Genomic DNA, 15,985 nt, shown 5'->3' with positions numbered 1-15,985 from the left:
ATTATTAATCTGTTTAAACCAGTATTTATCTTAGTATTGTCTTAAGTATATTAATAATAGCATCCTAAACAAAAACACACAACCTAACTATGTATAAAAATTTCTTTAAACGGATTTTAGATATTTTTGCTTCCTTATTCTTAATACTACTTTTATTTCCTGTTATTTTAATTGTTACCATCCTTCTTTTTATAGCAAATAGTGGAAAACCTTTTTTCTTACATAGAAGACCAGGTAAAGATGAGAAAATATTTACCCTTTATAAGTTTAGGACCATGAAGGGAAGTCCAAAAGATAAGGATGGAAATTTTGTGCCAGATGTACAACGTATTACCAAGGTTGGTGGCCTTGTTAGAAGTACTTCTCTTGATGAGTTGCCCCAATTGTTCAATGTATTGTTCGGTCATATGTCAATGATAGGCCCAAGGCCTTTATGGGAGCATTATTTGCCACTTTATAATCAATTTCAAAAGCAACGTCATGATGTTAAACCAGGAATTACAGGCTGGGCACAAATTAATGGTCGTAATTCTATTAGTTGGGAAGAAAAATTTGAATTGGACGTATGGTATGTTAAAAACATCAGTTTTAAGACGGACATGCAAATACTTTTTAGAACGGTTAAAAAAGTACTTATTAGGGAGGGTATCGCCGAAAACGATACAGACACCATGACCATGTTTACCGGAACTCCAGAATCACAATCATAAGCAATGACCACAAGCTTAGATATATTAACACAGACTAAATGCAACTCCATGTTCAATGTAGTAAAGGAAAAAAAGGAATGGGACGCAGTTGTAGAACAATGCGATTTTTCTGATTGTTACCACACTTATGATTACCACCAACTAGCAAAAGGTTACAAAGAAGAACCAATCTTAATTTGTTACCACCATAACAAGAGCACAATTGCTATTCCTCTATTAATTAGACCAATAGAAAATACTGTATACAATGACGCCACATCTGTTTATGGTTATCCTGGTCCATTGACCAAAAACATTAAAAGTACATTTGATTTTGGCCAGTTTCACAATAATTTTACTCAATTCTTAAAAGACCTAAATATTGTAAGTGCTTTTTCTAGGCTTAACCCTTTTATACCTGCACAAAGTAAATGTCTTAACTCACTTGGTACAACTACCATTGTTGGTAATATCGTATACTTAGACTTAACTAAGACAGAAGATGAACAATTAAGTGCTTATCATAAAAGATTAAAGACATACATAAATAAATCAAGGGCTACTTACACTATAAAAAAGTCCAAAAAAAATGAAGACATAGAAAGTTTTATGGAACTTTACTATGAGAATATGCATCGTGTTAGCGCTAAAAAAGAATATTTTTTCGCTAAAGAATACTTCCTAGAATTATTACATTCTAACCAGTTTGATACGGAGTTAATGCTGGCTGTGTGTAATGCTACAGGAAAAGTTGCAGGTGGCGCAATTTTTATTTTAAAAGATAAAATTATTCAATACCATTTATCGGGTGCAAGTGAAGATTTTTTAAAATTAAATCCTGTTAAACTGCTTATTGATGAAATGCGTTTGATGGGCGCTGCAAACGGTTATTCCTATTTAAACCTTGGTGGTGGTTTTGGTAGTAAAGAAGATTCCCTTTTTTACTTTAAATCTGGTTTCTCCAATGAAACCGCTCCATTTAAGGTATGGAAATATATAATTAATCTGGACGTTTACAATAATTTAGTTGCATTAAAAAACAAAACAACAAACAATCATAATTCTTCCGATTACTTCCCCCTATATCGTTTGGAAACCCAATAAACAAGGAAAGGAATGAAACCAGCCAAATTTCACCACATTCAATTAAATGTAACCCAAATAAATAAAACGGCGGAATATTATAAAAAATACTTTGCCGTAAACTACAATGAAAACAAAAAGGATATATTACTCCTGAACACCACAGACAATTCTTATTTTTTTCTAAATGAAGTACAAAAAAAGCCAGATACACACTTGGGAACTAGTCTATGGCACATTGGATGGTCTGGAAAAAATGGTGAGGAAGAGTTTAATTGGCGAACAAATAGTGGTATACAAGTACATACTCCCATAAATCCATTAAGAGAACATCATTGGATGTACTTTTATGGGCCAGATAATGAAATAATTGAAGTTTTTACAGAAAACCAACACAATAATTTTGAACACATACACTTATTGGCATCAGATGTAGATTATACCACGGAATGGTTTACAAAGTATTTAGGTCTTATTCCCGTGAATGAAAATGCTATACCTTGGAGTAACAATCTTTTTAAGTGGAACAAGATAATTCTAGGAGATGTTAATATTATGATTAACGGAAAACCAGAGCAACAAAGAACTTGGTACCCAGATGATGGTTTTAAACCTACTGATACTACTACAATAGATCGTATAGGGTTTTCTGTAGAAAATATTAGAGGGGTTTACGATAATATGGTAAAAAATGGAGCTGATATAATTAGTGAATTAGCTCCTAATAAGTTCATTAATAAAACCAGCTTTTTGGTCCAAGGACCTGACAAACTTAAAATTGAAGTAATAGAGAAATATCCTAAAAACTAAGGTTTTAACTATAACATTATTAGCATAAACCGTAATCTTTACCGCAGAAAATAAATTTTACAAAAAGTTAAAAATAATTCATTAATAGACTTTTACTACCATGAAAAACTTTGTGCAACTCAAAAAAAACCTAAAAAAAGATTTTGCAGGTTTACGCACACTTAAAATTGCACTATTAGGAGATTCTGCCACGCAATTTTTAAACCAAGCAATAAGAGGATTAGGATATGACAACGGCTATGATCTTCAAATATGGGAAGCAGATTTTAACCAGATCGAAAGACAAGTGTTCGATAGCGCGTCAGAACTTTACGAATTTGAGCCTGATGTGATAATCTTATTTCGTTCTTCCCAAAAGTTATTGGGTAAATACAACAAGCTGCCATTAGAAGATCAACATCAATTGGCGAAAAATGAATTGGACCTAATAGATTCTTTAAACAATACAATATTAAGCCATACTACAGCCAAGGTAATCTACTATAACTATGCAGAAATAAATGATGCCGTATTTGGAAATTTTGCCAACAAAATTGAAAGTTCATTTCTTTTTCAATTAAGAAGGTTGAATTATGAACTTATGCTCTTAGCACAAAATAACCCTAATTTGTATTTGTGCGATCTATCTTCTTTACAAAACAACCTTGGAAAATCTACCTTGTTCAATCCCTCTTTATATGTAAGTACTGATATGGTTATAAGCTTAGATGCCTTACCGCATATGGCTATGGTGACCATAGATTTAATTAAGGCTATTTACGGTAAGTTCAAGAAATGTATTATTCTAGATTTAGATAATACCACATGGGGAGGAATTATTGGAGATGATGGTATTGAAAACATACAAATAGGTAGTTTAGGAATTGGTAAAGCTTTTACCGAATTACAACAATGGGTTAAAAAATTAAAAAACAGAGGTATCATCGTTGCTGTTTGTAGTAAGAATACAGAGTCCGTTGCTAAAGAGCCTTTTGAAAAGCATCCGGATATGGTATTGAGACTAGAAGACATTTCGGTCTTCAAAGCAAATTGGGATAATAAAGCGGATAATATTAGGCAAATACAAAAGGTTTTAAACATAGGGTTTGATTCTATGGTATTTCTTGATGATAATCCTTTTGAGAGAAATATTGTTAGAGAAAATCTACCAGATGTGTTGGTACCAGAATTGCCAGAGGACCCAACCCATTACTTAGAGTACTTATACACTTTAAATCTTTTTGAAACCGTTTCTTTTTCAAAAGAAGACAAGGATCGAACCAAATTATATCAAATTGAAGCTGAAAGGGTAAAAGCACATGAAAAGTTTACGAATGAAAGTGACTTTTTGCAAAATTTGGAAATGATTTCTAAAATTGAAGGATTTAATTCATTTAACATACCAAGAGTAGCACAATTATCCCAAAGATCAAATCAGTTTAATCTTAGAACCATTAGGTATACAGAAGCAGAGATTGAACAAATATCAAAATCTGATGATTTCAAAAATTTTGCGTTTTCATTAAAGGACAAGTACGGTGATAATGGATTAATTTGTGTGGTGATACTTAAAAAATTGAATACCACGGAACTGTTTATTGATACTTGGTTTATGAGCTGTCGTGTATTGAAACGAGGTATGGAAAACTTTGTTCTTAACACTCTTGTTTCCTATGCCAAAGAAAATAACTTTAAAAGGCTTATTGGAGAGTATATAACTACCGAAAAAAACCAAATGGTAAAAGAACATTATCCTGAATTAGGCTTTAAAAAAGAAAATGAGCTATTTGTCTTGGATACATCTACTTATAACGATAAAAAAAGTTTTATAACAGCAAATAACTAACTTTATGGAAAGAGCCGAAGTACTTTTACGCTTGAACGATATTTTCAAAGAAACCTTAGATAATGAAACAATTAACATTACCGTTAATTCTAAGGCAGACGATATAGATGAATGGGATTCATTAATGCACGTTCTTTTAGTTGATGCTATTGAGAAAGAATTTCATATCAAATTTAAGGCAAGTGAAATCCAAAATTGGAATAATGTTGGAGAAATAATAGATTCTATTGAAAGAGAATTGACTTAAGGTTGCTTAAGCTATTATTACAGGTAACCGTAATAAAAATTGGTATAGCCCTACAAAATTATATTTATCAGCATAAAACCACAAAAAAACAGATTATGAATCTAAAGTTCTACAATAAAAAGATAACAGGTATACTTACTGTTTTTCCAGAAAATGAAATCAAATTTGAGGACGAAATTGATAACTATGAGTTTTCTAGAAAACAATCCATGAAGCTAAAGTTGGTAATGGGTTTTAATAAACGAAGAACAGTTAAGCCCGGTACTTCAGTTTCAGATTTGTGTGTTTATGGTTTAAACTATTTATTCGATAACAACGCGCTTAAAAAAGAGGATATTGATGCCCTTATTTTAGTAACACAATCACCAGATTATTTTATGCCGGCCACCAGCCACATCATTCACGGTAGGCTAGGTTTAAAAAGAGACATATATCTAGACGATATTACCCAGGGATGCTCAGGTTATCCATTTGGTTTAAACAAGGCTTTTATGTTGTTAGAACAAGAAGAGATCAATAAAGTGGTGGTGGTTAATGCGGATATAATGAGTACTAAAGTGTCTAAAAAAGATAGAAGTAGTGGCCCATTAACTGGTGATGGTGCTACTATTACAATAGTTGAAAACAGCGATAAAGAGAACACCATTTTTGGATCGGTTAACGCAGACGGAACTGGCTCAGATGCATTAATTATTCCAGCCGGAGGCTTTAAACAACCCGCTACTGCAAAAACCGCAGAATTGGTAAAAGATAAAGCTGGCAACTACAAGGCCTTAGATCATATAGAAATGAAAGGTGACGAGGTATTTAACTTTGTACAACGCGAGGTTCCACCAATGATAGACAAATTACTTGCAAAGGCTGGTAAAACCAAAGAAGAGGTTGCTTATTTTATGTTTCATCAACCTAATAAATTCATGGTAAAACAGCTTTCGAATGTAATGGAAATTTCGGAAGATAAAATGCCAAATAATTTAGTAGAGAATTTTGGCAATTCTGCAAGCGTAACCATACCTGCCTTAATTTCTTATAACCTTGGAGAAAGGCTTAAAAAAGAATCTTACCTAATGTGTTTGGCTGGCTTTGGCAATGGCTTAAGTTGGTCTTCTTTATTGATGGAGGTAGGCAATTTAGATTTTTGTGAAACAATAAATTATACAAATTAAATTATGGATAGTTTTTTAGAAGAAATGGCTGAAATTCTTGAGGAAGAATCAGTAAGTTACAGTGATGAATTAGCATCTTTTGAAGCATGGGATTCTCTAACGGTTCTATCTATAATTGCTCATTGTGATGCTGAGTATGGTGTAGCACTTTCAGCAGAAGAAATAGACAATTCTGAAACCGTTGAGGGGCTTAAACAATTAATAGATGGCAAGAAGTAAGTATTTTAATATTTTTACATTGTCTACCAAACTAGTTGTCACATAAAAAACAAAATTAAAACCAAACCAAAACCAAAAAAATCATGAGGAATGTAATAATATTGGGTACAGGAGGATGTGCCTCTGAAATAACTTTTTATATAGAAGACAACAACAAACACAAACCAGAGAGTGAAAAAATAAATATTAGAGGCTATATCGATTACGCTGATCATGTAAAAGACCATTATGACAAATATAATTTTAGCGCTCCTGTAGTTGGCGATATAGATTCTTACCAACCCAAAGAAGATGAGGAGGTACTACTCGCTGTAATGAGTATAGAGTTTAGGATCAAAATGATAGAAGCCTTAAAATCCAAAGGGGCTAAAATTGGAAGCTTTTACCATCATACAATTGTTAAACCAGACGATATAGAAATGGGCGAAGGCAATATATTTGGACCATTTTGTATGCTAGAAAAGTATGCTATTGTTGGAAATTATAATTTGCTTACTTCTTACTGCTTTATTAGCCATGATAGTGTAGTTGGCGATAATAATTTTTTCTCGGTGGCAGGTATTGCCGGAACCGTTACTGTGGGCAACAACAATTATTTTGGAATTAGATCCTTTACCGTACCAGGTGTTACGATTGGAAACAATAACGTGATACAGGCAGGTATGTGTGTAGATAAAAACTTAAAAGATGATACCACACTTTTCTACAGATTCAAGGAGAAAGTGATGGCAATACCTAAAACTAAATAATAACATTTCTTTTTTAAAAATTTTTACTCTTATAGTTCACCATTACTATACTTTTACGCTTTAATTCAAAATTGGAGGGGTGAACTATAATTTTATGCCTATAATATTTTTGGTTTGTATGAACAGAATCTTAAAGCAATACATTGTTAGATGAATCCGTTTTTATCCAATACTTTTATAACTACTTGGGAAAAACATTTTTTAAAGCGAATAAAATCAGAATATTTCAAGTTTTTACCCCAAGTTCCATTCTATAAGAGTAAAATTCCTGGTTTGTACATAAACTCTGGTAAAAACTTAACTAAGGGGGTACAGCTTAATTTTTCTAAAACTGATTTACGTAAAGAAAAAAACAAATGCTTTTTGGTATATGACGTTATAGACTATGAATTAAGAAAAACTGATGATTCTGTACTATCCTTAGCAAATTATGCTATAAAACAATATCCCGGATATTTAATAAACCTTTCTCAATTTAATTCATTAGAGGATTATTTAACCAAGAATTTTAAGAAAAGTAGTCGTTATAAGTTACGTAAATATAAAAAGAGGTTAGAAGAAAGTTTTTCTATTCGTTTTGAAGCATTTACGGGGCTTATTGATAGAGAACAATACGATTCTATCTTTTCTAGATTTAGAAAACTATTGGAAAAAAGGTTTGAAGACAAACAAATTACCAATAATAATTTAGACTTAGAGGAATGGAATTTTTATTTTGATGTTGTTTATCCTTTAATTTTAGAAAAAAAAGCAGTCCTATTCGTACTATATAATAATGAAAAACCTATTAGTATCACATTAGGTTACCTTTCGGATAAACGAATCTATGATGCGATAACGGTTTTTGATATAGACTATACTAAATTTCATCTTGGAAGTATCAAAATTATGTATTTAATAGATTGGTCTATTAAAAATAAATGGGAAATGCTGGATTTCTCTAAAGGTCATTACGAATACAAAACCAGATGGGCCAATAAAAAGTTTGACTTTTATTATCATCTCTGGTTCGATAAAAACTCCATCAAAGCTACACTTATTGCAAAATTTATCAAAGCGTTCTTTACTTTCAAGCAATATTTGAGAGATCGTAATATTAATGAAAAACTACACAGGCTTACCTATAAGCTTAAATCTAAAAATGTTACTATAAATAAAGAGTTTAGTCTGGAAAAAATAAATTTAGAATCCATAGATTCTAAGCTAAATGAAATACCTTTATTTTCCCTTGAGAATAATACATTAAGAAGAGCCTGTTTTGAATATTTGTACCTGTACCCAGAAAAGGAATCTAATTTAAAAATTTACCAAATCAACTCAGAAGAAAATCGGTTTCTAATTAAAGGAATTTCAAATCACACTCTAGTTACAATAGTCTAGTAAAACGTCAATTTTAAGAATAATTAAAAGAATTTCAACTTAACTTGGTTGTTCATAACATTATGCTAGCTAAAACTACTACTAAAAAATTTTTGTTAGATTACAATAGGTCAAAACCTTTCTTTGCAGACTTTTATATACAACTTCCCTATTCTTTTGATAAAATAAATGGTTGCTTACCACTGGTTAAAAACAGCAATTTAAATTTAGGCGAAAATTCGGTTCAAATTATTGATTTTATTCCAGGATATATAAAGCCAAAAATTAAAAACGAAATTCACTTTAAAATCAAAGAAATAGCTACTGTTTCAGGCTATGCCATAGATTTGAGTGCATTCGATACCTTTGAAGACTACCAAGCAAGTATGCCAAGAAAGAGAAGACAGGCGCTTGCTAGGTCTGTTAGGCGTCTAAATCAATGTTTGGACGTTAGGTTTTCCATGATACAAAATTCCATTACCAAGGACCTATATGACTATTTAATGGGTTGCCTTAAAGAAATGATTACTAGAAGATTTGAGCAACGTCCTGAAGAAAGTGAAACGTTAAAAGTATGGAATAAATTATTGGAAGAAACCTTTGACCTTATTAATAAAGGCAACGCCTCTTTATATGTTTGTTATAACAAAGAACAACCAATTTTTATTTCCCTGAATTATCATATGGACAAAATACTGTTCGGATATATATCTTCCTACGACATTGACTACGGAAAATTTAGTTTAGGACAAATTTGCGTTTATAAACATGTAGAATGGTGTTTTGATAATGGATATTTGCTATTTGAAATGGGATGGGGCGATTTGGAATATAAAAAATGGTGGAGTAATAAAGTTTATATATTCAAAAGTCAAATATTCTATTCCAAATACTCAATATTTGCTTATTTAAAAACTCAATATCTGATACTCAAAAAGTTTCTCATAGCATACTTAATCCTTAAAAAAGTAAATATTTACGTAAGACGCTTTAAATCTAAATTAAAACCAACTAATAAGTCAGTAAATAAAAGCAATTTCTATCAGTTTTTAGATTATACATTCCCAGAAAACCACTCGTATAATAAAATGAATGTAAGTGATTGCGCTATTCCTAAAATCATAATTAATGACTTCTTGTTTATAAGCCAAACAAAAATTTCCAACATAGAGGTTTATAAAAGTAAACACGAAAAAAAGTATATACTTAAGGGTAATAAAGTAACCAAGAAATTAGTTTATACATAAAAAAATAACCCATGTTATTCAATTCTATTGAATTTCTCATATTTCTACCAATTGTTTTCTTTTGCTATTGGTTTGTTTTTAAAAACAATTTAAAAGCGCAAAATGTTTTTGTTATTCTAGCCAGTTATTTGTTCTATGGTTGGTGGGATTGGCGATTTCTTTTCTTAATTTTTCTAAGTACGGTCTTAGATTTTTATGTAGGTCAGGAAATACATAAGAATATTGATAACAAGAATAAAGCCAAGCGGTGGTTATGGCTTAGTATGTTGTTTAATCTAGGCATGTTGGGGTACTTTAAATATTGCAATTTTTTTGTGGATTCCTTTATAGAAATGTTCCAATTATTTGGATATTCCATGAATAGTACTTGGACACTACGAATTATACTTCCTGTCGGAATTTCGTTTTATACGTTCCAAACCATGTCTTATTCTTTTGATATTTATTATAAGAAGTTAAAACCAACAACAGATTTTATTGCATTCACAGCTTTTGTATCCTTCTTTCCACAATTGGTTGCCGGACCAATTGAAAGAGCTTCCAACTTACTCTCACAAATAACAAATAAAAGGTCTTTTAATTATACGCAAGCTTCGGACGGCCTTAAACTTATCCTATGGGGGTTCTTTAAAAAACTAGTTATTGCAGATGCATTAGCACCAATTGTAGATGATATTTTTGCCAACTATCAATCCTATCCCGCATCAACCTTAATTTTAGGCGTTTGCCTATTTAGTTTTCAGGTTTACGGAGATTTTAGTGGGTATACAGATATAGCAATTGGTACGGCAAAACTTTTTGGAGTAGAGCTTATGTCTAATTTTAAGTTTCCCAATTTTTCTAGGAACGTTGCCGAATATTGGCAAAGGTGGCACATATCCCTATCTACTTGGTTTAGACATTATTTATACATTCCAATGGGCGGATCACGTGTTGGCAAATTAAAGGCTATTAGAAATATTGCGGTGATTTTTCTAGTTAGTGGGTTTTGGCACGGGGCAAATTGGACTTTTATTTTTTGGGGCGCACTCCATGCATTGTTTTACATTCCTGTTTATCTTTTGGGGCGTAATAGGATGTACGCCGATAATGTTGTAGGAGAAAAAACATGGTTACCTACGCCAATAGAATTATTACAGTTATTTACCACGTTCGCATTAGTAACTTTTTCCAGAATCTTTTTTAGATCTCCATCAATCACTGATTCATTTAAATATATAAATCAGATAATTACCAATTTTAGCTATGAACCATATATGCATCCAATGGGCTATAGAATGTTGGATTTTTATGTATTGATTCTAATTTTTACAGTTTATGAATATATTATTAGACGAAACGAAAGAGAACCCTTTAAATTTAAATCTAGATTTGTTCGTTTTTCTATTTATGTAATAATTGTTATGACCATATTACTTTTTTATGATGATGGCGTAAATAGGTCTTTTATTTATTTTCAATTTTAGAACTATGAAGAAACTTATCTTAAAAACGATATTATATATATTCCTGATTCTCATAAGTCTAGAAATCACCGTTAGGGTTTTTCATTTGTATACAGAAGATCCTCCAAGGTTTATAGATAAATATGGTGTAGAAAAAAGGGTTCCAGGCCATACGGGATATGCGGTAACTGGTAACAGAAATCAAAATTTTTCAGAGTTTAGAATAAATAAAGCCGGATTTAATTCGTATAGAGAGTTTATTCCAACTAGGGAAACATATGAAATTGCAATAATTGGTGATTCTTTTATTGAAGGTTTTCACCAAGACTATTACCAATCTATAGGAAAACAAATAGAACAAAACCTCGACAATAAGGTGTCTGTCTATGAATACGGTTACGCTGGTTATGATTTAGCTAATCAAATGCATTTAATTCATGCATATAAAGAGCAATTTGATTTAATAGATGAAATTGTTATCTATTTAAATTATGAAAGTGATTTAAATAGAGGTGTTTATGAACCAAATAAACAACGAATTGCGATGTTACGATCTACTATATTTAAGATAAGAGATAATATTAAGTTATTATCCTACGGATCAAAAATAGGTGTGGTAGACCCAATTAAAAAATTTATCACCGGTAAAACATTAAATCAAAACCCAAGGGGTTACAATAACAATAAACTAAATGTTTCAAAAGAAAATCAAGAAAAATACCTTTCTAATTTTCAAAACCTAATTAAACTTTATGGTTTTGACTATAAAAAAACTACAATCCTACTAGATTCAAGAAAAACAAGTAAGTCCTTTTTAGATTATTGCGATAAGAACCAAATAAAGTATTTGGATTTTGCTCCTATTTTTAAAAATGCAAAAAAACCTGTGACCTTAATTTATGATCATCATTGGAACAGTTATGGAAGGTCGTTAATTGCCAAGAGTATTTCTGACTATTTTAAACAAAAAAAATTACCTTGAGCACATATTTAGATAGCCCTCCTCCGATTGTTTAAAAGAAGTTATTCTGAAAATCAAGGCTTCTTTTATTTAAAAAATCAAACCTTAAAAATACCTCTACAGAACCATCATTAAAACTTGTGTTTCCTAATTCACTAGTTTCCCAATCGTACGCTACACCAATCATAAATCGTTCGGTAATTTGAAATCCAGCAAGTGCGCTTACCGCACTTCCAAAACGGTAAGCTCCTCCTACAGAAAAACGTTGATTAAATAAGACACTAGCTGACAAATCTACTGCTAGCGGAGCGCCGTTTACCGCCTTTACTAATAATCCTGGTCTGATCCGAGTTTGTCGATCAACATCGATAATATATCCTGCCATTAGATATAAATTCATTCTTTCTGTTGCCAAATAACTATTTTGACTATCATTTTCAAAATGCTTGGTTTCTAGAAACTGTGGCACGGATAATCCTGCATAAAAATTATCTGCTATTACAAATGCTCCTACTCCAAAATTTGGAGAAAACTTGTTATCAATATTTGGCAAATTAGGTTCTTCCCCGTAATTGACCAATTTGGTAAAATCAATATTTAAAATATTAGCACTTGCTTGTAGGCCAAATGATAATTTTACCGCGTTAGATATTGGAATGCTATATGAAAAAGAAGCATCAAAAAAAGTTTCTTTACTAGTTCCACTTCCAATCTCATCATTAACCGCAGAGATGCCAAATCCCAATCTTTCTGATAAAGGTGAATTGAAATGAACAGTTTGTGTATTAGGTGCTCCATCCAAACCTAACCATTGTGATCGATGTAGTAAACCAACCGTAGCTACACCTCTGGAACCCACAATAGCAGGATTTATAACTTGGGTATTAAGCATATATTGGGTATACTGTGGCTCTTGCTGTGCAAATACTAGTATTGTATGCAACATACTCCACAAAAAAGTAGTTAAGAAGATATTTTTTTTCATATGTCTTTGTTGGTATGTTTATCTATTTATATATAAATAACCAGATTTAGAAACTTGCTTGTTAGACTCGTTTAGGTACTGTATGGTGTAAAAGTAAACGCCAACTGGAAGTTTTTCTCCCTGGGTTAGTGTGGCTCTACCATTGGATACTCCTGTAAAAACATTTCCGGTATTATCATACCCATTCGTTTCAAAAACTTTTACCCCCCATCTATTAAATATTTGTACGGTGTTATTTGGATATGCCTCTATATTCGTTATCCTAAAAAAGTCATTTATTCCATCATTATCTCCCGTAATAATAGAATTACCTATTGTAATACCACAAACCGTATCTAGTGGCGGTGTGCCTCCGTTAGAGTCACAACCATTTAAAGGGTCTGTAGCATCTACAACCTCTTGTCCATCATTTATAGCATCGCCGTCGGTATCTGCTAGATTCGGGTCTGTCCCTAAATCTAACTCTTCTTGATACGTTAATCCATCTTCATCACAATCACTATTTAGAGATGGGATACCGCCAATTGATTCACATTCGTCCAACGGATTCGTATTATCAATCACCTCTTGGCCATCAATAATTCCATCCCCATCGGAATCCAGATTATATGGATCAGTACCTATAAATACTTCTTCTTCATTTATTAATCCATCGCCATCACAATCAGCATTTTGCCAGATAATATTGTTTGCTTCATAACCCGTATACCCTGCTTGTTGTTCTGGATCGCAAGGATTGTTCTCATCCGTTCCATTGTTAATTTCAATTTCATCTGTAATTCCATCTCCATCGGTATCTAATGTACTGTATGGGTCTGTACCGTTGATAGCCTCCTCGCCATTGGTAACTCCGTCACCATCACAATCTGCAGCCTGCCAAATTGGGTTGGCGCCATCGTATTCCGTATAACCTGCAGCCTGTGCCGGGTCACAAGGTTCGTTCTCATTCGTTCCATTGTTGATTTCAACATCGTCTATTATACCATCTCCATCGGTATCGCCAGAAGCTAAATAAGGGTCTGTACCGTTGGTAGCTTCTTCGCCATTGGTAACCCCATCTCCATCACAATCTGCAGCCTGCCAAATGGTATTGATGCCATCATATCCCGTGTAGCCTGCAGCTTGTGCCGGGTCGCAAGGATTGTTCTCATCCGTTCCGTTAGCAATTTCAATATCGTCAATGATACCATCACCATCTGTATCCTCTGATGCTAAATATGGGTCTGTACCGTTGGTAGCCTCTTCGCCATTGGTAACCCCATCACCATCACAATCAGCTGCCTGCCAAATGGTATTGGTGCTATCGTATCCTGTATAACCTACTGCTTGCGCCGGGTCACAAGGTTCGTTCTCATTCGTTCCGTTGTTGATTTCAACATCATCGATTATACCATCACCATCAGTGTCCCCTGATGCTAAATATGGGTCTGTACCGTTGGTAGCCTCTTCGCCATTGGTAACCCCATCTCCATCACAATCTGCAGCCTGCCAAATAGCATTGGTACCATCGTATCCTACATAACCTGCTGTTTGTGCCGGGTCACAAGGATTATTAGGATCTGTTCCATTAGCAATTTCAATTTCATCTGTAATTCCATCTCCATCTGTATCTAATGTACTGTAAGGGTCGGTTCCATTAGTAGCCTCCTCGCCATTGGTAACTCCGTCATTATCACAATCAGCTGCCTGCCAAATGGTATTGGTGCCATCGTATCCCGTATAACCTGCTGCTTGTGCCGGGTCACAAGGATTGTTTTCATCCGTTCCATTGTTAATTTCAACATCATCCGCTATACCATCACCATCGCTATCCCCTGATGCTAAATAAGGGTCGGTTCCGTTGGTGGCTTCCTCACCATTGGTAACCCCATCACTATCACAATCCCCAGCCTGCCAAATGGCATTCGTACTAACGTAGCCCGTGTAGCCTGCAGCTTGCGCCGGGTCACAAGGTTCGCTCTCATCCGTTCCATTATTGATTTCAACATCATCAATTATACCATCACCATCAGTGTCCCCTGATGCTAAATATGGGTCTGTACCGTTGGTGGCCTCCTCGCCATTGGTAACCCCATCACCATCACAATCTGCAGCCTGCCAAATAGCATTGATGCTATCGTATCCTGTATAACCTGCTGCTTGCGCCGGGTCACAAGGTTCGTTCTCATTCGTTCCGTTGTTGATTTCAACATCATCGATTATACCATCACCATCAGTGTCCCCTGATGCTAAATATGGGTCTGTTCCGTTTGTAGCCTCCTCGCCATTGGTAACCCCATCTCCATCACAATCTGCTGCCTGCCAAATGGCATTGGTGCTATCGTAGCCCGTATACCCTGCAGCCTGTGCCGGGTCACAAGGTTCGCTCTCATCCGTTCCGTCGTTTATTTCAACATCGTCCGCTATACCATCACCATCGGTATCCCCTGATGCTAAATAAGGGTCTGTACCGTTGGTGGCCTCTTCGCCATTGGTAACTCCGTCCAGATCACAATCCGCTGCCTGCCAAATGGTATTCGTACTATCGTATCCCGTATACCCTGCAGCCTGTGCCGGGTCACAAGGTTCGCTCTCATCCGTTCCGTTGTTTATTTCAACATCATCAATTATACCATCACCATCGGTATCCCCTGATGCTAAATAAGGGTCTGTACCATTGGTAGCCTCTTCGCCATTGGTAACTCCGTCCAGATCACAATCCGCTGCCTGCCAAATGGTATTCGTACTATCGTATCCCGTGTAGCCTACAGCTTGTGCCGGGTCGCAAGGACCCAGTGGGTCCGTGGTATCCGTAACCTCTTGTCCGTCCCGTATACCGTCCCCATCCGTATCCGGGTTCAAAGGGTCCGTGGCCTCTATTGCTTCTTCCCCATTGGTCAAACCATCACCATCATCATCACATTGGGGGCTGGTGGTCATAGAATCCGTACTGCTTACGTTAGACTGGCCTGCCCCTGCCGTGGTTGGCACACCATTGGAACCAACAATATCTCCTAAACTGTCGTCCGCATCCAAATCGGCCAAAGTAAAACCACCGTCGCCTTCTATGGCGTCCGCACAACCGTCTCCATCACTATCATTGTCCAAATGGTCATAGATGCCATCCGTGTCCGTATCCTTATAACTACAGTCCCAACTTAAATCATCTATTAAAATCACGGTACCTAAAGCAGTTGTTGTAGAAATAGAATTGGTCCACT

Annotated in this window: 14 protein-coding genes; 12 read left to right on the top strand and 2 right to left on the bottom strand. The window is 34.4% G+C overall.

The features are described 5' to 3' along the window. Nucleotides 1-89: 89 nt before the first annotated feature. From ACXAGS_RS04270 to ACXAGS_RS04215, 12 genes are all read left to right on the top strand, one after another. Nucleotides 90-710 carry a sugar transferase gene (locus tag ACXAGS_RS04270; RefSeq protein WP_474904833.1) on the top strand — a complete coding sequence of 207 codons (621 nt, stop codon included), beginning with the start codon at nucleotides 90-92 and terminating at the stop codon, nucleotides 708-710. Nucleotides 711-758: 48 nt separating this feature from the next. Continuing rightward, nucleotides 759-1,793, top strand: a complete 1,035-nt coding sequence (locus ACXAGS_RS04265) for a GNAT family N-acetyltransferase (RefSeq protein ID WP_474904831.1) — start codon at nucleotides 759-761, stop codon at nucleotides 1,791-1,793. 12 nt (nucleotides 1,794-1,805) lie between these two features. Then, nucleotides 1,806-2,582, top strand: a complete 777-nt coding sequence (locus tag ACXAGS_RS04260; protein WP_474904829.1) for a VOC family protein — start codon at nucleotides 1,806-1,808, stop codon at nucleotides 2,580-2,582. A gap of 100 nt (nucleotides 2,583-2,682) precedes the next feature. Next, nucleotides 2,683-4,407 (top strand): HAD-IIIC family phosphatase, encoded by a 1,725-nt coding sequence (locus ACXAGS_RS04255; RefSeq protein WP_474904828.1) that lies wholly within the window; start codon nucleotides 2,683-2,685, stop codon nucleotides 4,405-4,407. A gap of 4 nt (nucleotides 4,408-4,411) precedes the next feature. Then, nucleotides 4,412-4,654, top strand: a complete 243-nt coding sequence (locus ACXAGS_RS04250; protein ID WP_474904826.1) for an acyl carrier protein — start codon at nucleotides 4,412-4,414, stop codon at nucleotides 4,652-4,654. Nucleotides 4,655-4,749: 95 nt separating this feature from the next. After that, entirely contained in the window at nucleotides 4,750-5,820 is a 1,071-nt protein-coding gene (locus ACXAGS_RS04245; protein WP_474904824.1) for a 3-oxoacyl-ACP synthase III family protein, read from the top strand. Between the two features lie 3 nt (nucleotides 5,821-5,823). Further along, complete coding sequence (locus ACXAGS_RS04240; protein WP_474904822.1) at nucleotides 5,824-6,039, top strand: phosphopantetheine-binding protein; 216 nt, start codon at nucleotides 5,824-5,826, stop codon at nucleotides 6,037-6,039. Nucleotides 6,040-6,122: 83 nt separating this feature from the next. Then, entirely contained in the window at nucleotides 6,123-6,788 is a 666-nt protein-coding gene (locus ACXAGS_RS04235; protein ID WP_474904821.1) for an LbetaH domain-containing protein, read from the top strand. A gap of 150 nt (nucleotides 6,789-6,938) precedes the next feature. After that, nucleotides 6,939-8,168 carry a GNAT family N-acetyltransferase gene (locus ACXAGS_RS04230; RefSeq protein ID WP_474904819.1) on the top strand — a complete coding sequence of 410 codons (1,230 nt, stop codon included), beginning with the start codon at nucleotides 6,939-6,941 and terminating at the stop codon, nucleotides 8,166-8,168. Nucleotides 8,169-8,230: 62 nt separating this feature from the next. After that, the gene (locus tag ACXAGS_RS04225) at nucleotides 8,231-9,394 is read left to right on the top strand and encodes a GNAT family N-acetyltransferase (RefSeq protein WP_474904817.1); all 1,164 of its coding nucleotides are present in this window, start codon (nucleotides 8,231-8,233) and stop codon (nucleotides 9,392-9,394) included. 11 nt (nucleotides 9,395-9,405) lie between these two features. Further along, nucleotides 9,406-10,860, top strand: coding sequence for an MBOAT family O-acyltransferase (locus ACXAGS_RS04220; protein WP_474904816.1), 1,455 nt, complete (start codon nucleotides 9,406-9,408; stop codon nucleotides 10,858-10,860). A 4-nt stretch (nucleotides 10,861-10,864) separates the two neighbouring features. Continuing rightward, the gene (locus tag ACXAGS_RS04215) at nucleotides 10,865-11,821 is read left to right on the top strand and encodes a hypothetical protein (RefSeq protein ID WP_474904815.1); all 957 of its coding nucleotides are present in this window, start codon (nucleotides 10,865-10,867) and stop codon (nucleotides 11,819-11,821) included. A 31-nt stretch (nucleotides 11,822-11,852) separates the two neighbouring features. Here the strand turns inward: ACXAGS_RS04215 and ACXAGS_RS04210 are convergent, their stop codons facing one another. Then, nucleotides 11,853-12,785, bottom strand: coding sequence for a PorP/SprF family type IX secretion system membrane protein (locus ACXAGS_RS04210; RefSeq protein WP_474904813.1), 933 nt, complete (start codon nucleotides 12,783-12,785; stop codon nucleotides 11,853-11,855). 18 nt (nucleotides 12,786-12,803) lie between these two features. Beyond that, on the bottom strand, nucleotides 12,804-15,985 hold a 3,182-nt coding region (locus ACXAGS_RS04205), incomplete at its 5' end, for a gliding motility-associated C-terminal domain-containing protein (protein WP_474904811.1).

This window comes from Croceivirga sp. ABH4_376, from assembly GCF_056160685.1.
The sequence above is the reverse complement of the archived record's forward strand: the minus strand, read 5'-3'. Positions and strand labels throughout refer to the sequence as shown.